The following is a 21,485-nucleotide window of genomic DNA, read 5'->3' on the forward strand; positions in this document are numbered from 1 at the left end:
GTTCGTTCAGTGGTTCCCGCAGATCCGGCGGCACGGGCGTGGGAGCGGCCGGAGGGACGGTCACTCCCGGCCGAGATCTCGGTTCTTCACACGCACGGCGACGCCTGGCATCCCGCGGAGGAGGTTCGCCAACTCGGCGACGATGGCGACCGAGCGGTGCTTCCCGCCGGTACAGCCGATGGCGATCGTAGCGTGTCTTTTGTTCTCGCGCTGGTACCCCTCGAACACCGGCTCGAGGACGGAGGCGTAGCGATCGACGAACGGACGGGCTCCGGCCTGGGCCAGCACGTAGTCCGAGACCGGCTGGTCGAGCCCGGTGTGGGGCCGCAGTTCCGGCACCCAGTAGGGGTTCGGGAGGAACCGCACGTCGGCCACCATGTCGGCGTCGGCGGGCAGTCCGTACTTGAACCCGAAGCTCATCAGCGTGACCTGGACACCCACGAAGTGCTCGTCGGCGAAGTGCTCGATCACGGTGTTCGCGAGCTGGTGGATGTTGAGGTCGGAGGTGTCGATCACCACGTCGGACGCCTCGCGCAGGCCGGCGAGACGCGCCCGCTCGCGGGCGATGCCGTCGAGCAGGGTGTCCTCGCCCTGGAGCGGATGGGGTCGACGGACCTGCTCGAAGCGCCGGACCAGCACGGCGTCGGTGGCCTCGAGGAACAGCACCCGGACCCGCGCGGACGTGCTCGAGCGGACCTGCTCGACCGCGTGCTCGGGGTCGGTGAAGAACCGCCCGCCACGGACGTCGACCACCGTGGCGATCTTCGGGATCTTCTCCCCCGCGCGGTCGGCCAGCTCGGTCAGCGGGGCCAGCATCTGCGTGGGCAGGTTGTCGACGACGTACCAGCCCAGGTCTTCGAGGGCCTTGCCGACGGTGGACCGCCCGGCCCCGGACATGCCGGTGACGATGAGGATGTCGTGCTGCGACGCGTGGGTGGTCGCGGTGGCGCTGTCGGTCATCTGGGAGTGGGCTCCGTCGTGGCGGCCCGGGCGCGTCGCCCGGGGAGGTCTCGGCTGCCGGATCAGGCTACCGCCCGGTGACGGCCGGGAGGCGCGGGGTTCGTCACGACGGTCGCTGCGGACCGTCGTCGGTCACCTCGGGGACCCGCACCGGGCCTCCGGGATCGGTTCCGGTTCCGGTGTCCGTGATCGCGTCGGCGTCCGGTTCGGGGGCGCTCGACGCGCTCGTGGCGGGTGCGCTCGTCGGCGTCTGGGCCAGCTTCGAGACCACCGCGGCAGCGGTCGCCGGGCCGATCCCGTTCACCTCGCCGATGTCCTCGGCCGTGGCCTCGCGCAGCCGGGCGACCGAGCCGAAGTGCTTCAGCAGGGCGTTGACGCGGCTCGGACCGAGACCGGGGATCTCGGACAGCCGCGACCGGACGTCACGCTTCCGCTTGCTGCGCTGGTGGGTGATCGCGAACCGGTGCGCCTCGTCACGGATGCGCTGGATGAGGAAGAGCGCCTCGGAGTTGCGGGGCAGGATGACCGGGAAGTCGTCGTCGGGCAGCCAGAGCTCCTCGAGCCGCTTCGCGATGCCGACCAGGGCGATGTCGTGCACACCGGCTTCGTCCATCGCGCGCTTCGCTGCCTGCACCTGGGGCTGGCCACCGTCGACGATGAGCAGCTGCGGGCGGTACGCGAACCGCTTCGTCGGCTTCGACCCCTCGACGACCTCGTCGGTCGTGACGTCCGGGACGTCCGGCAGCTCGGCGTCCTCGTCCAGCCGCGCCAGGCGCCGCGAGAGCACCTGGTACATGCTGTCGGTGTCGTCGGTGGTCTCGGCGATCGAGTACCGGCGGTACTGGTCCTTGCGCGGCAGACCGTCCTCGAACACCACCATCGACGCGACGACGTTGGTGCCCTGCAGGTGCGAGATGTCGTAGCACTCCATGCGGAGCGGCGCCTCGGTCATGCCGAGGGCGTCCTGGATGTCGGCCAGTGCCGCGGCCCGCGTCGTGTAGTCGGCCGAACGCTTGGTCTTGTAGAGCATGAGCGCCTGCCCGGCGTTCTGCGCGGCCGTACGCGCGAGACCGGCACGATCGCCGCGCTGTGCCGTGCTGAGCTTCGTACCGCGCCCGTTCCGGCGCTTGCTGAGCCACTCCTGGAGCGCGTCCGCGTCCTCCGGCAGCTCGGGGACGACGACCTCGCGCGGGGGCTCGTCGGTGACGTAGACACCCTGCACGATCTGCTCGACGAGATCGCCCGTGGCGATGTCGAGCTCCTTGTCGACCACCCAGCCGCGGACACCGCGGATGCGACCACCACGGACCGAGAACAGCTGCACGGCCGCGGCGAGCTCGTCCTCCGCGATGCCGAACAGGTCGAGGTCGACCGAGTCGCGGAGCACCACGGCGGACTTCTCGAGCACGGCTTCGAGCGCCTCGACCTGGTCGCGGTACTTCGCGGCCTGCTCGTACTGCATCGCGTCCGCCGAGGCCCCCATGCGCTGCCGGAGCTCGGTGATGACCCGACGGTCGTACGAGTTCATGAAGCGTACGAACTCCTCGACGAGGGCACGGTGCTCCTCGATCGTGACCTTCTGCGAGCAGGGGCCGCCGCACTTGCCGATCTGCCCCGGGAAGCACGGGCGGCCGGTCTGCATCGCCTTCTTGTACGACGAGTCCGAACACGTGCGGATCGGGAACACCTTGATCATCAGGTCGATGGTGTCGTGCACCGCCCAGATCTTCGGGTACGGACCGAAGTACTTCGCACCTTTGATCTTGCGGTTGCGCGTCACCATCACCCGCGGCGCTTCGTCACCCAGGGTGACCGCCATGTACGGGTACGACTTGTCGTCGCGGAACTTGACGTTGAACGGCGGGTCGAACTCCTTGATCCAGGTGTACTCCAGCTGGAGCGCCTCGATCTCGGAGCCGACCGTCGTCCACTCGACACTGCGCGCCGTCAGGACCATGCGCCGGGTGCGCTCGTGCAGCGTCGGCAACGGTGCGAAGTAGTTGCTCAGCCGGGCGCGAAGGTTCTTCGCCTTGCCGACGTAGAGCACCCGACCGGCTTCGTCACGCCAGCGGTAGACGCCCGGGTCGGTCGGGATCTCCCCCGCCTTCGGACGCCACGGGACGGTGTCCGCCACCTACCGAGCACCCGCCTTCTGCTTGCTCGCCTGCTTGGTCGTGCCCTGCTGCTTCTGGGTGGCCTGGCGTGCGCCGACCGCCTGCTGCTTGCCGACCCGGGCGTCCTGCGCGTCGAAGATCTCGCGCAGGAAGACACCGGTGTGGCTCTCCGGCACGGTCGCCACGTGTTCCGGGGTGCCCGTCGCCAGGACCGTGCCACCACCGGAACCGCCCTCGGGTCCCATGTCGATCAGCCAGTCGGCGGACTTGATGACGTCGAGGTTGTGCTCGATCGTGATGACGGTGTTGCCCTTGTCGACCAGGCTCTGCAGCACGAGGAGCAGCTTGCGGACGTCCTCGAAGTGCAGACCGGTGGTCGGCTCGTCGAGCACGTAGACCGTGCGGCCGTTCGAGCGGCGCTGCAACTCGGTGGCGAGCTTGACGCGCTGCGCCTCGCCGCCGGAGAGCGTGGTCGCGCTCTGGCCCAGGCGCACGTAGCCGAGGCCCACGTCGACGAGGGTCGCCATGTACCGGTGGATCGCCGAGATCGGCTCGAAGAACTCGGCCGCCTCACTGATCGGCATGTCGAGGACCTCGGAGATGTTCTTGCCCTTGTAGTGCACCTGGAGCGTCTCGCGGTTGTAGCGCGCACCACCGCAGACCTCGCACGCGACGTAGACGTCGGGCAGGAAGTTCATCTCGATCTTGATCGTGCCGTCGCCCGCGCAGTTCTCGCAGCGGCCGCCCTTGACGTTGAAGCTGAAGCGGCCGGGCTGGTAGCCACGGGTCTTGGCCTCCTGCGTCTCGGCGAACAGCTGACGGATGCGGTCGAACACGCCCGTGTAGGTCGCGGGGTTCGACCGTGGCGTGCGGCCGATCGGTGCCTGGTCGACGTGCACGACCTTGTCGAGCTGGTCGAGGCCCTTCACCCGGGTGTGCTTTCCCGCGATGTGCCGTGCGCCGTTGAGCTGGTTGGCGAGCACCTTGTACAGGATGTCGTTCACCAGCGTCGACTTGCCGGAACCACTCACGCCCGTGACCGCGGTGAACACACCGAGGGGGAAGTCCGCGTCGATCGACTTGAGGTTGTTCGCGCGGGCGCCCTGCACGGTGATGGCGCGCTTCAGGTTGACCTTGCGGCGCTCGGCTGGCACCTCGATCGCTCGTCGGCCGGCGAGGTAGTCACCGGTGATCGACTCACGGTTCTCGATGATGCCCTCGTACGAGCCGGAGTGCACCACGTTGCCGCCGTTCACACCGGCGCCGGGGCCGATGTCGACGACCCAGTCGGCCGTGCGGATCGTGTCCTCGTCGTGCTCGACGACGATGAGCGTGTTGCCGAGGTCCTTGAGCTTGACCAGGGTGTCGATGAGTCGACGGTTGTCGCGCTGGTGCAGGCCGATGCTCGGCTCGTCGAGCACGTACAGCACGCCGGTCAGCCCGGAGCCGATCTGCGTCGCCAAGCGGATGCGCTGCGCCTCGCCGCCGGACAGACCACCGGCACCACGTGCCAGCGTGAGGTAGTTCAGACCGACCTCGAGCAGGAACTCGAGGCGTGCGCGGATCTCGCGAAGGACCGCGGCGGCGATGTGCGCTTCACGGTCGGTCAGCGTCAGCTCGTCCATGAACGCGTACGCGTTGTCGAGCGACATGTCGGTGACGTCCGCGATGCTGCGGTCGTTGACCGTCACCGCGAGCACCTCGGGCTTGAGACGGGTTCCCTCGCACACCGGGCACGGGACCTCGCGCAGGTAGCCCTGGAAGCGCTGCCGCTGCGAGTCCGACTCGGCTTCGGCGAACTTGCGCTCGATGTAGGGCATGACGCCCTCGAACCCGCTCGTGTACCGCATCTCGCGGCCGAACCGGTTGCGCCAGGAGACCGACACCTGGAAGTCCTTGCCGGTCAGGATCGACGCCTGCACCGCGGGGTCGAGCTGGTTCCACGGGGTGTCGAGCGAGAAGCCGAGCTCCTTGCCGAGGCCGCCGAGCAGCTTGTCGAAGTAGGAGTACAGCCCGCTCGTCCCGGTCCAGGGCAGCAGGACGCCGTCGCGCAACGAGGCCTCGGGGTCGCCGAGCACCAGGTCGGGGTCGACCGACATGCGCGTGCCGAGGCCGGAGCACTCGGGGCACGCACCGAACGGCGCGTTGAACGAGAACGTGCGCGGCTCGATCTCGGTGAGCGCGAGCGGGTGGTTGTTCGGGCACGAGAGGTTCTCGGAGTAGGTCCGGACCGCTCCAGGCCCCTCGTGATCCACCAGGTCGATGCCGACGGTGCCGTCGGTCAACCGCAGGGCGGTCTCGAGCGAGTCGGTGAGACGACCGAGGATGTCGTCGCTCGCCACCAGGCGGTCGACGATGACCGAGATGTCGTGCTTGACCTGCTTCTTGAGCTTGGGCGGGTCGCTGAGCTGGATGCGCTCCCCGTCCACGATCGCACGGGCGTAGCCGGACGCCGCGAGTTCTTGGAAGAGGTCGACGAACTCGCCCTTCTTCTTGGAGATGACGGGCGCGAGGACCTGGAACCGGGTGCCGGTCTCGAACTGCATGAGCTGGTCGGCGATCTGCTGCACGGTCTGCTTGCTGATCACCTCGCCACACGTCGGGCAGTGCGGGACGCCGATGCGCGCCCAGAGCAGACGCATGTAGTCGTAGACCTCGGTGATCGTGCCGACCGTCGACCGGGGGTTGCGGTTCGTCGACTTCTGGTCGATCGAGACCGCCGGCGAGAGCCCCTCGATGAAGTCGACGTCGGGACGGTCGACCTGGCCGAGGAACTGGCGCGCATAGGCGGACAGCGACTCGACGTACCGGCGCTGTCCCTCGGCGAAGATCGTGTCGAACGCCAGCGAGGACTTGCCCGACCCGGACAGGCCGGTGAAGACGACGAGCGAGTCGCGCGGGATCTCGAGGTCGACGTCACGGAGGTTGTGCACGCGGGCGCCGCGCACGCTGAGCGTGGAGGTGCTGTGCGGTGCGGTCCCGCCGGGGAGGTGGAGGTCAGCGGGCTCGCCGAAGGCGTTCCGGCCCGACGTCGAGGTACCGGGGTCAGAGGTGATGGTCATCGTCGTCGATTCTACGAAGCGGCACCGACATTCGGCCGGGATGGAGGGTCAGACGAGTGCGTCGAGAGCGAACGCGACACCGGATGCGCGCTCGCTCGCCGCCCAGAGCTGTGCTGCGACCGTACGGTCGTGCGCCCGTGGTTCGGCCGCGACCACCGTGGCCGGACCACGGAGCTGCATCCAGCCTGCCGGGCCCCAGTACTCCCCCGAGCGCACGTCGGCACCGACGGCCGCGTGCACGAGCGGCTGGGCGCCGACGTCCTTGCCCTGGGCGACGATGCGCTGCGCCGGGCGGATCCACTCGGGTTCAGGTCGTGTCGGGCTGACGTCCGGGCGGGCCGGTGACAGTCGGTCGAGCGACAGGCCGGGGTGCGCGACGACGCTCGAGACGGACGACCCCGAGTCGGCCAGTCGTTCGGCGAGCTCGAAGCCGAACAGCATCACCGCGAGCTTGCTCCTGGCGTACTGGCGGTGGCTCGAGTACCGACCGACCCCGAGTGGATCGGTCGTGTCGAGCTGTGCGAACCGGTGGGCGATCGACCCGAGGTGCACGACCCGGCCGGCTCGTCGTTCGAGCAGGGGCAGGACCAGGGCGGTCCACGCGAAGTGTCCCAGGTGGTTCGTGCCGATCTGCAGTTCGGTGCCCTGCGCCGTGCTCCCCGGCGTGGACGCCCCGACGACCCCGGCGTTGTTCACGACCGCGTCGACGCCGTCGGGTTCCAGCGCGGCGAGTTCGTCGGCGGCGGCGTTGACCGAGTCGAGGTCGGCGAGGTCGAGGTGGACGTGGGCGAGCGAGGCTCCGTCGACGTGCCGTCGGATGCTGCGCTCGGCGGCGTCCGCCCGGTCACGGTCGCGCGTGGCCAGCACCACGCGGTGCCCCGCCGCGGCGAGCTGCTCGGCGGCGTGGTACCCGAGCCCGGCACTCGCGCCGGTGACGACGACCGTGCGGGCGCCGTCAGCTGACATGCCCGGCCGACTCCATCTGGCGCAGGGCCTTCTTCAGGTCCTGCACCTCGTCGCGCAGTCGCGCCGCGAGCTCGAACTTCAGCTCGGCCGCAGCCTGCAGCATCTGGTCGTTCAGGTCGGCGATGGTGGCACCGAGCTGCGTCGCGCCCTCGCCCGCGATGCCGCCGCGCTTGAGGTTCGGCGTGGGCGACCGACGGCCGTCGGTGCCGGGGCGACCCTGCAGGAGCGCCTTCGTGTCGTCGTTCTCGCGCTGCAGGACCTCGGTGATGTCCGCGATCTTCTTGCGCAGCGGCTGGGGGTCGATGCCGCGCTCCAGGTTGTAGGCGACCTGCTTCTCACGACGGCGATCGGTCTCCTCGATCGCGGTCTTCATCGAGTCGGTCATCTTGTCGGCGTACATGAGCACCTGGCCCGACACGTTGCGGGCAGCGCGACCGATCGTCTGGATGAGCGACGTCGACGAGCGGAGGAAGCCTTCCTTGTCGGCGTCGAGGATCGCCACGAGCGACACCTCGGGCAGGTCGAGCCCCTCGCGCAGCAGGTTGATGCCGACGAGCACGTCGTAGACACCCTGCCGCAGCTCGGTCAGCAGCTCGACGCGCTTGAGGGTGTCGACGTCGGAGTGCAGGTACCGGACGCGGACTCCGGCGTTCCCGAGGAAGTCGGTGAGTTCCTCGGCCATGCGCTTGGTCAGCGTGGTGACGAGGACGCGCTCGTCCTTCTCGACCCGCTGCTTGATCTCCTCGAGCAGGTCGTCGATCTGGCCGTCGCTCGGCTTGACCACGATTTCGGGGTCGATCAGACCCGTCGGGCGGATGATCTGCTCGACCACGCTGTCCGTGATCCCGAGCTCGTACTTGCCGGGCGTCGCCGACAGGAAGACCTTCTGGCCGACGCGGTCGAGGAACTCCTCCCACTTGAGCGGACGGTTGTCCATCGCGCTCGGCAGACGGAAGCCGTGCTCGACGAGCGTGCGCTTGCGCGAGGCGTCGCCTTCGTACATCGCGCCGATCTGCGGCACGGTGACGTGCGACTCGTCGATGACCAGGAGGAAGTCGTCGGGGAAGTAGTCGATGAGGCAGTGCGGTGCCTCGCCCGGACCACGGCCGTCCATGTGCCGCGAGTAGTTCTCGATGCCGGAGCAGAACCCGATCTGCTCCATCATCTCGATGTCGAACGTGGTGCGCATGCGGAGTCGCTGGGCCTCGAGCAGCTTGCCCTGGCCCTCGAGCTCGGCGAGCCGTTCCGCGAGTTCTTCCTTGATGGAGGCGATCGCGCGGTGCATCACGTCGGTGTCGGCGACGTAGTGCGAAGCCGGGAAGATCGACACGGCAGGCAGGTCGTCGATGACGTTGCCGGTGAGGGGGTGCAGCGACGAGAGCGCCTCGACCTCGTCGCCGAACATCTCGATGCGGATGGCGTGCTCTTCGTACATCGGGATGATCTCGATGGTGTCGCCGCGGACCCGGAACGTGCCGCGTGCGAAGTCGACGTCGTTGCGCTGGTACTGCATCGCGACGAACTTGCGCACCAGCTGGTCGCGGGAGATCGTCTGACCCACGTGGAGTGCGACCGACGCGTTCATGTACTGCTCGGGCGTCCCCAGGCCGTAGATGCAGGAGACCGTCGACACCACGACGCTGTCGCGGCGGCTGAGCAGCGAGTTCGTCGTCGAGTGCCGGAGCCGTTCGACCTCGGCGTTGACCGACGAGTCCTTCTCGATGAAGGTGTCGGTCTGCGGGACGTACGCCTCGGGCTGGTAGTAGTCGTAGTACGAGACGAAGTACTCGACCGCGTTGTTCGGCATCAGGCTGCGGAACTCGTTGGCGAGCTGGGCCGCGAGGGTCTTGTTGTGCGCGAGCACGAGCGTCGGCCGCTGCACCTGCTCGATGAGCCACGCGGTCGTCGCCGACTTGCCGGTACCGGTCGCACCCAGCAGCACGACGTCGGTCTCACCAGCGTTGATCCGTCCGGCGAGTTCCGCGATGGCCGCGGGCTGGTCGCCACTCGGCGAGTACTCGCTGATGACCTCGAACGGACGTACCGCTCGGGTCGGTTCGATCGCAACACCCATGGGGACAACGGTAGTCGGCACCCCTGACATCGAGGACCCCTGCTCGCCCTCGGCGTATTGTCCGCTGCAAGCGGGCTCCAAGTCGACTGATGGCCACCGGGCATACCGTTCGATCCGATCAGCCACCCGACTCCTTCCCACTCCCCCGAAGAGGCCTCATGACCACGGCGACCCCGGCCGCACCGATCAAGGGCACCCCGTTCCGCGGACGCATCCGCGGGCGTGTGCTCGTCCTGCTCTGCTGCATGTACGCGATCTCGTACATCGACCGGACGAACATCTCGACGGCGCTGCCGCACATCACCGAGGAGTTCGGGTTCAACGAGGCGACCGCCGGCCTCATCGTCTCCGCCTTCTCGTTGCCGTACGCCCTGCTGCAGGTGTTCGGCGGCACGATCAGCGAGAAGTTCGGCCCGCGCCGGGCACTCTTCGTCATCACGGTGATCTGGGGCGTCGCGACGCTCTGGACCGGCTTCGCCGTCGGCTTCTGGACCCTGTTCGCTGCTCGTGCGCTGCTCGGCCTGAGCGAGGCCGCCGCGTTCCCGACCGCCACCCAGGCGATGAGCCGCTGGATCCCCCGCGACCGGAACGGCTTCGCCCAGGGCGTGGTCCACTCGGCCGCCCGGCTCGGCAACGCCCTGGCCCCGCTCATCGTCGCGTGGGTGATCGGCGCGACGGGAAGCTGGCGCTGGGCGTTCTTCGCCACCGCGGTGCTGTCCCTGGCGTGGGCCGTCGTCTGGTTCGTCTGGTTCCGCGACAAGCCCGAGTCCGCGAAGGGCATCACGCAGGTCGAGCTCGCCGAGCTCCCGCCGGTCGAGACCCGTGCGACCCGTCCCCCGGTGCCGTGGCGGCAGATGGCGAAGCAGATCCTGCCGGTCACCTTCGTCGACTTCGGGTACGGCTGGACCCTCTGGGTGTTCCTCACGTGGCTCCCGACGTTCCTCAGCTCCACCTACGGCCTGGAGATCGGCGACTTCGCCCTGTTCACCACCCTCATCCTGCTGGCCGGTGTCGTCGGGGACACGGTCGGCGGGATGCTCAGTGACCGCATCATCCACCGCGGCGGGAACACCCGGAACGCCCGCCGGATCATCCTGGTGATCGGACTCGGCGGCTCGCTCCTCTGCCTCATCCCGCTCGTGATCGGGCAGGGCCTGCTCGTCGCGACGATCTCGCTGGCCCTGTCGTTCTTCTTCCTCGAACTCTGCAACGCCAACCTCTGGGCGATCCCGATGGACGTCGCGCCGCAGTGGTCCGGCACGGCCTCGGGCTTCATGAACACCGGGTTCGGCATCGCCGGGGTGGTCTCGCCCATCGTGTTCGGCCTGCTCATCGACGCCTCGGGCTGGCAGGTGCCCTTCGCGCTCTCCTGCGCCCTGCTCGGAGCCGCGGCCGTCGTCGCCTGGTTCATGAAGCCGCAGCGGCTGACCTCCACCGACGGCGTGCTCGAGATCGGCACCCCGAAGGCCGAGCAGCGCCCGGCCTGACGGGCGACGCGCGGAACGTGCGCCGGCCCTGGTGGTCCGCGCGCGACGGCCGGGAGGCACGCGTCGGGCCCGCCCCGCGCCTCCCGGCCGCCCGCCACGCGTCCACCGCCCCGCACGGCTGGTGCGGGGTTCCGGACTCGGTGCGATGGCGCCGCCGTCGCACCACGGACGGGACCTCCCAGAGCTGCGCCGGGCGCGCGGGCGCTCAGCGCGCCGCGCGCCGCCCGACGTCGTCGGTCTCGCCGACGAGGGCGTCGTCCGGCTCCACCGGTTCCGGCGACCGCCGGGGCGCCGCCGCGCCTGCGGAACGACGCGCCCGCGCCGCTCGCGACGCCCGAGAGGACAACGACGGCCGGCCGGTCAGCGGCACGCTGAGCGGCGTCCACCGGAACAGCTCGGTCACCGCGACGGACAGGACCAACACGAGCACGTACGTGACGAGGGTGAGCCACGGCCGTGGCACGGCGGCCTCGAGCCAGCTGTCGCCGAAGAGCAGGATCCAGATGACGAACGGGTGGCTCAGGAAGATGCCGAACGAGCGATCGGACGCGTAGTCGACGAAACGGGCGGCCCGGCTGCCGGGTCGCCGGCGGTCCGCCCACGCGGCGCCGATCGCCAGGAACCCGACGAACACCGCGGTGCTCCAGACCGCCTGGATCGGCTGCAGCGGTGTCCCCGCGGCGTAGAGGGACTGCCCGAGGCCGACCTGCAGCGCCCACACGCCCAGGGTGAGCCCCCCGACACCGGCGAAGGCCCACAGGACCGAACGGCGGTGGAGCCGGATGAACCGCAGGAAGGCGTCCGCGTGGTCGGCGGCGATCGCCCCCGAGACGATGAAGAAGACGTACGAGAAGAAGAACTGCTTCTGGTACCCGTGCATCCACGCGTCGCTCGCCGGGAAGTACTTGTACCCGGCGAACACCACCAGCTGGACCAGGAAAGCCACGACCAGCACGGTCACGTGGTGCCCGCGGGTCCGGCGCACCAGCCAGACGATCACCGGCAGGAGCAGGTACACCTGCATCGTCACGAGCAGGAAGTACAGGTGGTACCACGAGGTGCCGGTGACGATGCCCTCGGCCGCGGTGCGCACCAGGTCCGGGACGTCGCCCCGGCGGGTCGGACTCAGCAGCCACGCCGCCGCGACGTAGAGGAACGACCACGCCAGGTACGGCACGCCCACGAGCAGGAACCGCTTCGGCCAGAACTGCGCCATCGGACGCGGGCGCAACGTGTAGCTGTACACGAGCACGAACGCGGTCAGCGAGAAGAAGACCAGCCGGGTGAAGTGCAGCAGGGCGAGCAGCGCGTTCAGCCCGACGTCGTCGGCGGCGGCGGTGTGGCTCGTGGTGTGCACCCCGATCACACACGCGAACGTGAGGATGCGGAGCACGTCGACCTCGTACAGGTGCCGGGGCTTGCCCGCGGCCGTGCGCGTCGGTGTCTGCACCCCCGGCTCAGCGCCGGTCGACGCCGGCGACACGCGTGATGGTCCGTTCACGAGGGTCGGGCCATGGTCCGGACCTTCGCGCGCTGCACCTTGCCGGTGGGCGCACGCGGCAGGTCGGGCACGACGATGACCTCGACAGGTCGGCGGAACCGCGTCAGGTGCGCCTCGGCCCGGGCCACGAGGTCGGCCACGAGGGCTGCGTGGTCGACAAGTTCGTCGGGCTGCGGGATCACGTAGGCGATCGGGACGGCACCGAGCACGTCGTCGGGGCGGCCGACGACGACCGCCTCGAGCACACGTGGGTCGCCGAGCAGGACGTCCTCGACCTCGGACGGGTAGACCTTCTCGCCACCGCGGTTGATGACGTCGTCGGAGCGCCCGGCCAGGGACACCCAGCCGTCGGCGCTGACGGACCCGACGTCACCGGTGTGGAGCCAGCCGTCGGCGTCGAATCGCTCGGACGCACGGCCCCCGAGGTACCCGCGGACGATCCCCGCACCACGCACCCACAGGGCGCCGATCTCGTCGGCGGGCAGGAGTGAGCCGTCCTCGCCTCGGACCTGCACCTCGGACCCGACCGGCACCCCGACGGTACCCGGCCGGGCCGGTTCGTCCAGCGGGGTCGCCGTGATCTGCGAGGCGCCCTCGGTCATGCCCCAGCTCACGACGAGCGGCACGTCGCCGAGGGCGGCGCGCACGGGATCGGGCAGCGGCGCCGACGCGCTGCGCACGAACCGCAGGCCCGACGGGAACTCGAGCGGCCCGGTCTTCGCCAGCACGGCCAGGACGGCCGGGACGGCGTTCAGCCAGGTGATCCGTCGTTCCGCGAGCAGGTCCCAGAACCCGGTGCGACGGAAGCGCCGGTCGAGCACCAGGGTCGCGCCGGCGACGAGCGTCGCGAGCAGCCCGACCACCTCGGCGTTGACGTGGAACAGCGGCAACGAGTTGAACCCGCGGTCGTCGGGCACGAGCCGGTTGTGCCGCGCGACGGCCCGGGCGACGAACAGCAGCTGCGTCTCGGGCAGCTCGACGCCCTTCGGTGTGCCGGTCGACCCGGAGGTGAACAGCACGACGGAACCCTGACCCGGCGCGTGCGGGCTGTCGGCGGGCAGGTCGCCGTCACGGACGGCGGTCGGGAGGAACGTGGCGGGGTCGATCCCGCTGGCCGGCGCCCCGGGCACGGTCGCGTCCACCGCGCGGTCGGACACGACGATGGACGCACCGCCGATCAGGTCGGCGAGACGGCCGGGCTCGGTGGCCGGCTGCCCGGTGTCGACGGGGATCGCCCTGAGACCTGCGGCGACGGCGCTCAGGTGCACGACCGCGAACGCGAGCGGGTCGCCCACGTCGACCAGGACGGCACCCGACGGGGCGATGCCGATCGCGTCGAAGGTCCGCGACCACGCGGTGACCGCGTCGTCGAGCGCACGGTACGTCAGGACGCGCTCGGAGCGAGCATCCTCGAGGAAGTGGCGCTCGCCCCCGCCGGCCGCACGGGCACGGATGAGCGAGCGCAGGTCGGGTTCATCGCGAACGGGCTGCACGCAAGAAGGCTATTGCCCGACCCTATGAGCGGTCGGAGGGAACAGCGGGATCTGTGGAGAACCGGTGCAGCATCCACTGCCAGAGCGGGAGCATCCGGGGCACGCCGTCACGGGTGAGCGGTGTCGAGTCCTTGATGATCAGGGAGTGCGCCTTGCCGTCGCCGCGGAGGTCGGTGAGGATCGCGTGCGGGTCCGCGCCGGCGACGGGCGGGGTGGTGTCCGTCTCGAACGGCCCGGACACGCCACTCAGCCCGAGGACGTCCCACGAACCGGTGATGCGGGGGCCGAACGCGTCACGGACGTCGTCGATGGCGTACATCCGGTCGACCGGTGTCCGGCCCGGGCGGTCCATCCACGCTGCGTGCGACGGCCCGCGGGACTCGACGGGCGAGGAGAACATCAACGCACCGTGGACGCTGCGGATGTGTGCGATGTACGCCGCCTCTCCGCCGCCCTGCGAGTGCCCGGCCACGACGACGTCGTTCCAGACGATGCGGTCGTCGCCCTGGACGAACCGCCCCCAGCCGCCCTCGGGGTCGTGGTCGTCGAGGTACGCGACGGCGTCACGGAAGCGCGAGACGATGGACCCGGCCGGACTGACCGCGCTGAACTCCGACGGCCGGGTGCCGTCGAAGCGGTTCCGCTGGACCAGGCCGTAGCAGCGCGCGTCCGCCTCGCACGTGCCGGACAGGGTGCGACCGAGGTTCCAGTAGTCGAGGCCGAGCACGTGGTAGCCGTCCGCCAGCGCGGCCCCGAGGAACCGCTGGTACTCGGCCGGACGGGACCGGGTCGCGGGCAGGAACAACAGGAGCGGACCGTCGGCCGACGTGCGCGCGGCGAAGTCGTCACGGTTCGGGGTGAGCCGCTCACCGTTCACCGTTCCGAGCCGGAACCGGTGGAACTCCCCGTGAGGCCCGCGTTCGTCACCCGACGGCCGCTCGTGCACCGCGACCCGGCCGTTGTCCGCCACTCGCTGGGCACCGAGGACGTTCGCGGCGACGAGCGAGCCGGCCCCGATCGCCACGAGGACGATCGCGGCGAGGACCAGCAGCAGACGGTGGCTCATGCCGTGATCCGTGCCCACACCTCGTCAGCGGAGCGGATCGTCTGCTCGAGCGTCCCGGTGGCGTCGACGACGTGGTCGGCGAGGGCGAGACGGTCTGCGTCGCTCGCCTGGGCGGCGACACGACGCTCGGCCTCGTCACGGGGCATCCCGCGGTGCTCGACGAGCCGTTCGATGCGCTGCGCAGCGGGGGCGTCGACCACCACGACCGCGTCGAACCGGAGCGGGCGCGAGCCGCGGGCCTCGGCGAGCAACGGCACGTCGTAGACCACCACGGCGTCGGGGTCGGCGGCCTCGGCGGCGTCGAACGCCTGCTGCGCGAGCCGCCAGACCTCGGGGTGCGTGATGGCTTCGAGGTCCTTCCGCGCCGCGGGGTCCGCGAACACGATCGACCCGAGCGCCGGCCGGTCGAGGGCACCGTCGGCGGCGATCACCGACGGTCCGAACCGCTCGGCGACCTGCGCCAGGCCCGGGCTGCCCGGTGCCACGGCGTCCCGCGCCAGTCGGTCGGCGTCGACGACGACTGCCCCGTGCTCGGTCCAGCGTCGGGAGACGGTCGACTTGCCCGCGGCGATGCCGCCCGTGAGTCCGATGATGTGCACGGCAACAGGGTAACGACCCCGATGCCCGGAAACGCCGGAAGCCCGGCACCCTGTCAGGGGTGCCGGGCTTCCGGTCGGGACGAACCGCTCGATCAGTTGTTGGTCGAGCTGAGCTTCTCGCGGAGTGCAGCGAGCGACGCGTCGTCGGCCAGGGGGCTTGCGCCACCCGTCTCGCCGGCGAACGACGAGGTCGACGACGATGAGGAAGCCGTGGCCGGGAGGTCGAAGCCACCCTGCGCCTCGTCGGCGATGGTCTTCGCGACCTGCGCCTTGTGGGCTTCCCAACGCGCCTGGGCGGCCGCGTACTGGCCCTCCCACTCGGTGCGCTGCGTGTCGTAGCCCTCGAGCCACTCGTTGGTCTCCGGGTCGAAGCCCTCGGGGTACTTGTAGTCACCCTTGTCGTCGTACTCGGTCGGCATGCCGTAGAGCGCCGGGTCGAACTCGTCGCTCTCCGGGTCGACGCCCTCGTTCGCCTGCTTGAGGCTCAGCGAGATGCGGCGACGGTCGAGGTCGATGTCGATGATCTTGACGAAGACCTCGTCGTTGACCGACACGACCTGCTCGGCGAGCTCGACGTGCTTGTTCGAGAGCTCCGAGATGTGCACCAGGCCCTCGATGCCGTCGGCAACGCGGACGAAGGCACCGAACGGGACGAGCTTCGTGACCTTGCCCGGTGCGATCTGACCGATCGCGTGGGTGCGGGCGAAGACCTGCCACGGGTCCTCCTGCGTCGCCTTGAGCGAGAGCGACACGCGCTCGCGGTCCAGGTCGACCTCGAGGATCTCGACGGTGACTTCCTGACCGACCTCGACGACCTCGCTGGCGTGCTCGATGTGCTTCCAGCTGAGCTCGGAGACGTGGACGAGACCGTCGACGCCGCCGAGGTCCACGAACGCACCGAAGTTGACGATCGAGGACACGATGCCCTTGCGGACCTGGCCCTTGTGGAGGTTGTTGAGGAACGTCGTCCGGGACTCGGACTGCGTCTGCTCGAGGAGCGCACGGCGCGACAGGACCACGTTGTTGCGGTTCTTGTCGAGCTCGAGGATCTTGGCCTCGATCTCCTGGCCGAGGTACGGCGTGAGGTCGCGGACACGACGGAGCTCGATGAGCGAGGCGGGGAGGAAGCCACGGAGGCCGATGTCGACGATGAGACCGCCCTTGACGACCTCGATGACCGTCCCGGTCACGACGCCGTCGGACTCCTTGATCTTCTCGACGTCGCCCCACGCACGCTCGTACTGCGCGCGCTTCTTCGACAGGATGAGGCGGCCTTCCTTGTCCTCCTTCTGGAGAACCAGGGCCTCGACCTCGTCGCCGACCTCGACGACCTCGTTGGGGTCGACGTCGTGCTTGATCGAGAGCTCGCGCGAGGGGATGACGCCCTCGGTCTTGTAACCGACGTCGAGGAGGACCTCGTCGCGGTCGATCTTCACGACGGTGCCGGAGATGAGATCACCGTCGTTGAAGAACTTCAGGGTCTTCTCGACCTCGGCCAGGAAGTCATCAGCCGAACCGATGTCGTTGATGGCGACCTGCTTAGGAGCCTTGGTCGTAGTGGTTGTCATGTAGAGATTGCTCCGAACGGACATGAGTCGGGCCATGGCGTGCGGGGACTCGGCCCCCGTGGTGCACCGCCGTGGCGATTGATTGAGTGGCGCGGATTGCGCCGCACAAGTCTAACCGCACCGGCGGAGGCCCCACAACCGGGCGTGTCGACGGCGCGTCACCCGACCAGCGCGGTCCGGAGGGTGTCGAGGCCGATGCTGCCGAGCGAGAGCGCACGGTGGTGGAACGCCTTCAGGTCGAAGTCAGCTCCCTCGCGCGCGGCGACCTCGTCGCGGATGGACTCCCAGACGCGCTGACCCACCTTGTACGAGGGTGCCTGCCCCGGCCACCCGAAGTACCGGGCGACCTCGAACCGGACGAACGCCGGGTCCATGTTGACGTTCTGCCCCATGAAGTCGAGCGCGTACTCCCACGTCCAGCCGCCGCCGTCGGGGTTCGTCTTCTGCAGGTGCACGCCGATGTCGAGCACGACGCGGGCCGCACGCATCCGCTGCCCGTCGAGCATGCCGAGCCGGTCGCCGTCGTCGTCGAGGAACCCGAGCTGCTCCATCAGCCGCTCGGCGTACAGCGCCCAGCCCTCGACGTGCCCGGAGGCCCCGGACAGCTGCCGGCGCCAGGTGTTCAGCTCGCCACGGTTGTAGACGCCCTGGCTGATCTGCAGGTGGTGTCCGGGGACGCCCTCGTGGTAGACCGTCGTCTTCTCGCGCCAGGTGCCGAACTCGGTGACGCCCTCGGGCACCGACCACCACATGCGGCCGGCACGGGAGAAGTCGTCGGAGGGGCCGCTGTAGTAGATGCCGCCCTCTTGCGTGGGGGCGATCCGGCACTCCAGGCGACGGATCGGGTCCGGGATGTCGAAGTAGGTCCCGGCCATCGCGGCGATCGACGCGTCACTCGTCTCCTGCATCCACCGCTGCAGCGCGTCGGTTCCGTGCAGGATCCGGGACGGGTCGGTGTCGAGCACCTCGATCGCCCGGGCGACGCTCGCGCCGGACTCGATGCGGTCGGCGATGCGCTCCTGCTCGTCCCGCATGCGCGCGAGTTCCTCGAGGCCCCACTCGTACGTCTCGTCGAGGTCGACGACCGCCCCGAGGAACCGGCGCGAGTGGAGCTCGTAGGCTTCGCGACCGACGGCGTCCACGGGGGTGGCGAGCGGCAGCAGCTCGTGCTCCAGGAACTGCCCGAGCGAGCGGTACGCGGCCGAGGCGACCTGGGCTCCGCGGGTGAGCTCGGCGCGGAGCGTGTCCGGCACCGGCGAACCGTCGTCGAACGCGGCGCCTTCGGCGAGGCGCGCGAAGAAGCCGTCCTCGGCGCCGTTCCGGGCTGCCTGCTCGGCGACCAGGGCGACCTGGCGCTTGGCCGGGGTGACGTCTTCGCGGGTGCCCTCGAGCAGGGTCTCACGGATGCCCTCGAGGGCGTCCGGCAGCGCGTGCAGCCGGCTCGCGATGTCCTGCCAGTCGCCCTCGGTCGCGGTCGGCATCAGGTCGATGATCTCGCGGACCGACTGCGCCGGGCTCGCGATGACGTTGAGGTCGCGGAGGTGCAGCTTGCGCTCGTACGACTCCTGCACCAGGTCCAGCTCGGCGCCGAGGTCGGCCTTCGTCACCTGGTCCACGGAGTCGACGGCGGGAGCGGCGTCGAGCGCACGCTTCGCACCGCGCGCGGCCTCGGCCATCGCGGCGGCACCGGCGGGCGAGGTGTCGCCGTACTCCCCCGTGCGCCCCGGGACGCCGATGTACGTGGCGGTCGTCGGGTCGAGGTCGACGAGGGTGGTGACCCAGTCCTCGGCGACGCGGTCGACGGCGGACGGCTGGCGGACAGGACGCTCTTCGCTCATGCCCCGACCCTACCGACCCGTGGGTCGGCAGGACCCCGAGCAGCCCGGGTCAGTGGGCGGCGCTCTCCCAGTTCGGCCCCACGCCGACCGAGACGTCGAGCGGGACGCTCAGCTCGGCAGCGCTGCCCATCCGGGTGCGGAGGATCTCCTCCACACGCTCCTGCTCACCGGGCGCGACCTCGAGGATGAGCTCGTCGTGCACCTGGAGCAGCAGGTGGGACTGCAGCTCGCCCTCGCGCAGGTCGTCGGCGACCCCGAGCATCGCGATCTTGATGATGTCGGCGGCCGAACCCTGGATCGGGGCGTTCAGCGCGGCGCGTTCGGCGTTCTCACGCAGGACCCGGTTCGGGCTCTTCAGGTCGGGGAACGGGCGACGGCGACCGAAGATCGTCTCGGTGTAGCCGTCCTCGCGTGCCTGCTCGACGACGTTGCGCAGGTAGTCGCGCACCGCACCGAAGCGGGCGAAGTACTCGGTCATCAGGGTGCGGGCCTCGGACTGCTCGATGCGCAGCTGCTTCGACAGACCGAAGGCACTCAACCCGTAGGCCAGGCCGTAGGACATCGCCTTGACCTTCGTGCGCATCTCGTTGGAGACCTCGGACGGGTCGACGCCGAACACCCGGGCGCCGACGAAGCGGTGCAGGTCCTCGCCCTCGTTGAAGGCCTGGATGAGCCCCGGGTCGCCGGAGAGGTGCGCCATGATCCGCATCTCGATCTGCGAGTAGTCGGCGGTCACGAGCGTCGTGTACGGCTCAGCGACCGCGAACGCCGACCGGATCCGGCGACCGACGGCCGTCTTCACCGGGATGTTCTGCAGGTTCGGGTCGGTCGACGAGACCCGGCCCGTGCTCGTACCGGTCTGCTCGTAGCGGGTGTGGATGCGCCCGTCGACCACGGCGGCGTCGAGCGTGTCGACGATCTGCCGGAGCTTCGTGGCGTCGCGGTGCTGCAGCAGGAGCCCGAGGAACGGGTGCGGGTGCTGTTCCTGCAGGTCGGCCAGGCTTGCGGCGTCGGTCGAGAACCCGGTCTTGGTCTTGCGGGTCTTCGGCATCGCGAGCTCGGTGAACAGGACTTCCTGCAGCTGCTTCGGCGACCCGAGGTTGACCTCGTGCCCGATCTCGGCGAAGGCCTGCTGCGCGAGCTCGGCGGCGCGCTCCCCCAGTTCCTTCGACAGGCCGGTGAGCACCGGGCGGTCGATGCCGACACCGATGGTCTCCATGCCGGCCAGCACCGACACGAGCGGCAGCTCGATGTCGTCGAGGACCCGCAGCGAGGATGCGTCGATCCGGGCGCGCAGGGCCGTGGTGACGCGGAGCACGAACCACGCGTGCACCCCGACGTTGACCGGGTCGGTCTCGGGGACCAGCTGGTTGGGGTCAGCCGTCGGCAGTTCTTCGCCGAGCTCCTGGTAGACGAGGTCCGACAGTGGCTGCCCCTGCTTGCCGGGCTGCGCGAGCCACCCCATGATCCGGGCGTCGCCGGCGATGCCGTTCACGACGAAGCCGGCGGTGCCGAGCGCCTTGATCGCGGCCTTGGCGTCGTGGAAGTGCTTCGGGGCGTCGGAGGCGAACCAGGCCGAGAGCTGCTCGTAGTCCTTCGCGCCGCTGCCGCCCGGCACCAGCACGGCGTCGTCGTGCGTCGCGATGCCGATGGCGCTGAGGCGTCCGTCGATGACCTCGACCGCGACGCCGTAGCCGTTCGCCGCCTCGGTCGCGTTGCGGCGCTCGAGCCAGTAGCCGAGCTCTTCGTCGATCAGGGTCTTGACGGGCGGCGGGGTCGGCGCGCCGTCGGTGACGGTGCCCTCGGCCGCCGGCTCGACAGGGTCGCCCGACCCGGCCACCTTGAAGACGCGGTCGAGCAGCGTGCGGAACTGCAGCTTCGCGAAGAGCTCGCGCACCGCGGTCTCGTCGACCGGGCGGAGCGCGACGTCGGCGGGACCGACGGGCAGCTCGACGTCGGTGACCAGGCGGTTGAGCCGGCGGTTCCGGATCGCCCGGTCCTGCTGCTCGCGCAGGTTGTTGCCGACGACGCCCTTGATCTCGCCGGCGTGCTCGAGGACGCCGTCGAGCGACCCGTACTGGGTCACCCACTTGACCGCGGTCTTCTCGCCGACCTTGTCGATGCCGATCAGGTTGTCGCTGGTCTCGCCGACGAGGGCGGCGATGTCCGGGTACTGGTGGGGCTCGATGCCGTACCGCTCGTAAACCTTGTCGCGGTCGTAGCGGGTGAGTTCGGAGACACCGCGGACCGACGGGTAGAGCAGGGTGACGTCGTCGTTGACGAGCTGGATCGAGTCGCGGTCGCCGGAGACCACGTAGACCTTGAAGCCCTGGTCGGCACCCTGCTTGGAGAGGGTCGCGAGGATGTCGTCGGCCTCGTAGTCCTCTTTCGTGACGGTGGTGATGCCCATCGCCTCGAGCGCCTGCTGCAGGAGCGGGATCTGTCCCTTGAACTCGGCCGGGGTCTCGGAGCGGGTGCCCTTGTACTCGGCGTACTCACGCGTGCGGAACGAGAACCGGGAGATGTCGAACGCCACCGCCAGGTGGGTGGGCTTCTCGCGCTGCAGGAGCATCAGCAGCATCGAGATGAAGCCGTGGATCGCGTTGGTGTGCTGCCCCTCGCGGTTCACGAAGCTGTCGACCGGCAGCGCGTAGAAGGCCCGGAAGGCGAGCGAGTGGCCGTCGATGACCATGAGGGTAGGCTTTGCGGAGTCCGACACCCGGACAGCCTACCGACGCCCGCTGACACGGAAGGTCG

General features: G+C 69.8%; 13 protein-coding genes. 1 reads left to right on the forward strand and 12 read right to left on the reverse strand.

The features are described 5' to 3' along the window. Nucleotides 1-60 precede the first annotated feature (60 nt). From rapZ to uvrB, 5 genes are all read right to left on the reverse strand, one after another. On the reverse strand, nucleotides 61-960 hold the full coding sequence (gene rapZ, locus DEJ27_RS04585; RefSeq protein ID WP_027465691.1) for an RNase adapter RapZ: 900 nt from the start codon (nucleotides 958-960) through the stop codon (nucleotides 61-63). A gap of 103 nt (nucleotides 961-1,063) precedes the next feature. After that, complete coding sequence (uvrC, locus tag DEJ27_RS04590; RefSeq protein WP_110862750.1) at nucleotides 1,064-3,094, reverse strand: excinuclease ABC subunit UvrC; 2,031 nt, start codon at nucleotides 3,092-3,094, stop codon at nucleotides 1,064-1,066. Beyond that, a complete protein-coding gene (gene uvrA, locus DEJ27_RS04595; RefSeq protein ID WP_258370025.1) occupies nucleotides 3,095-6,136 on the reverse strand; it encodes an excinuclease ABC subunit UvrA in 3,042 nt (1,013 codons plus the stop codon). Between the two features lie 48 nt (nucleotides 6,137-6,184). Beyond that, entirely contained in the window at nucleotides 6,185-7,102 is a 918-nt protein-coding gene (locus DEJ27_RS04600) for an SDR family NAD(P)-dependent oxidoreductase (RefSeq protein ID WP_110862749.1), read from the reverse strand. Further along, complete coding sequence (uvrB, locus tag DEJ27_RS04605; protein WP_110862762.1) at nucleotides 7,092-9,164, reverse strand: excinuclease ABC subunit UvrB; 2,073 nt, start codon at nucleotides 9,162-9,164, stop codon at nucleotides 7,092-7,094. Before uvrB ends, DEJ27_RS04600 begins: the two co-directional genes overlap by 11 nt. A gap of 170 nt (nucleotides 9,165-9,334) precedes the next feature. Here uvrB and DEJ27_RS04610 point away from each other — a divergent pair, with 170 nt between their 5' ends. Then, nucleotides 9,335-10,663 (forward strand): MFS transporter, encoded by a 1,329-nt coding sequence (locus DEJ27_RS04610; protein WP_110862748.1) that lies wholly within the window; start codon nucleotides 9,335-9,337, stop codon nucleotides 10,661-10,663. Nucleotides 10,664-10,868: 205 nt separating this feature from the next. Here DEJ27_RS04610 and DEJ27_RS04615 read toward each other — a convergent pair whose 3' ends face one another. The 7 genes from DEJ27_RS04615 to polA form a co-directional block, all read right to left on the reverse strand. Next, nucleotides 10,869-12,113, reverse strand: a complete 1,245-nt coding sequence (locus DEJ27_RS04615) for an acyltransferase (protein ID WP_181430088.1) — start codon at nucleotides 12,111-12,113, stop codon at nucleotides 10,869-10,871. Nucleotides 12,114-12,160: 47 nt separating this feature from the next. Further along, nucleotides 12,161-13,657 (reverse strand): class I adenylate-forming enzyme family protein, encoded by a 1,497-nt coding sequence (locus tag DEJ27_RS04620; protein WP_111090414.1) that lies wholly within the window; start codon nucleotides 13,655-13,657, stop codon nucleotides 12,161-12,163. A 22-nt stretch (nucleotides 13,658-13,679) separates the two neighbouring features. Beyond that, nucleotides 13,680-14,723: a hypothetical protein gene (locus DEJ27_RS04625; protein ID WP_110862745.1), complete on the reverse strand. Its 1,044-nt coding sequence runs from the start codon at nucleotides 14,721-14,723 to the stop codon at nucleotides 13,680-13,682. Beyond that, entirely contained in the window at nucleotides 14,720-15,322 is a 603-nt protein-coding gene (coaE, locus tag DEJ27_RS04630; RefSeq protein WP_110862744.1) for a dephospho-CoA kinase, read from the reverse strand. Before coaE ends, DEJ27_RS04625 begins: the two co-directional genes overlap by 4 nt. Nucleotides 15,323-15,414: 92 nt before the next feature. Then, a complete protein-coding gene (rpsA, locus tag DEJ27_RS04635) occupies nucleotides 15,415-16,890 on the reverse strand; it encodes a 30S ribosomal protein S1 (protein WP_027465699.1) in 1,476 nt (491 codons plus the stop codon). A gap of 158 nt (nucleotides 16,891-17,048) precedes the next feature. Further along, the gene (locus DEJ27_RS04640; RefSeq protein WP_110862743.1) at nucleotides 17,049-18,728 is read right to left on the reverse strand and encodes a DUF885 domain-containing protein; all 1,680 of its coding nucleotides are present in this window, start codon (nucleotides 18,726-18,728) and stop codon (nucleotides 17,049-17,051) included. Between the two features lie 49 nt (nucleotides 18,729-18,777). Next, nucleotides 18,778-21,447, reverse strand: a complete 2,670-nt coding sequence (gene polA, locus DEJ27_RS04645) for a DNA polymerase I (protein WP_110862742.1) — start codon at nucleotides 21,445-21,447, stop codon at nucleotides 18,778-18,780. Nucleotides 21,448-21,485: the final 38 nt, after the last annotated feature.

The organism is Curtobacterium sp. MCPF17_018, assembly GCF_003234135.1.
Lineage (GTDB): Bacteria > Actinomycetota > Actinomycetes > Actinomycetales > Microbacteriaceae > Curtobacterium > Curtobacterium flaccumfaciens.

Excerpts from the sequence above, each read along its gene's own strand:
- DEJ27_RS04610 (WP_110862748.1), top strand. The coding sequence starts at position 9,335 with ATGACCACGGCGACCCCGGCCGCACCGATCAAGGGCACCCCGTTCCGC.
- DEJ27_RS04600 (WP_110862749.1), bottom strand. The coding sequence starts at position 7,102 with ATGTCAGCTGACGGCGCCCGCACGGTCGTCGTCACCGGCGCGAGTGCC.
- DEJ27_RS04640 (WP_110862743.1), bottom strand. The coding sequence starts at position 18,728 with ATGAGCGAAGAGCGTCCTGTCCGCCAGCCGTCCGCCGTCGACCGCGTC.
- DEJ27_RS04625 (WP_110862745.1), bottom strand. The coding sequence starts at position 14,723 with ATGAGCCACCGTCTGCTGCTGGTCCTCGCCGCGATCGTCCTCGTGGCG.
- rpsA (WP_027465699.1), bottom strand. The coding sequence starts at position 16,890 with ATGACAACCACTACGACCAAGGCTCCTAAGCAGGTCGCCATCAACGAC.
- rapZ (WP_027465691.1), bottom strand. The coding sequence starts at position 960 with ATGACCGACAGCGCCACCGCGACCACCCACGCGTCGCAGCACGACATC.
- uvrA (WP_258370025.1), bottom strand. The coding sequence starts at position 6,136 with ATGACCATCACCTCTGACCCCGGTACCTCGACGTCGGGCCGGAACGCC.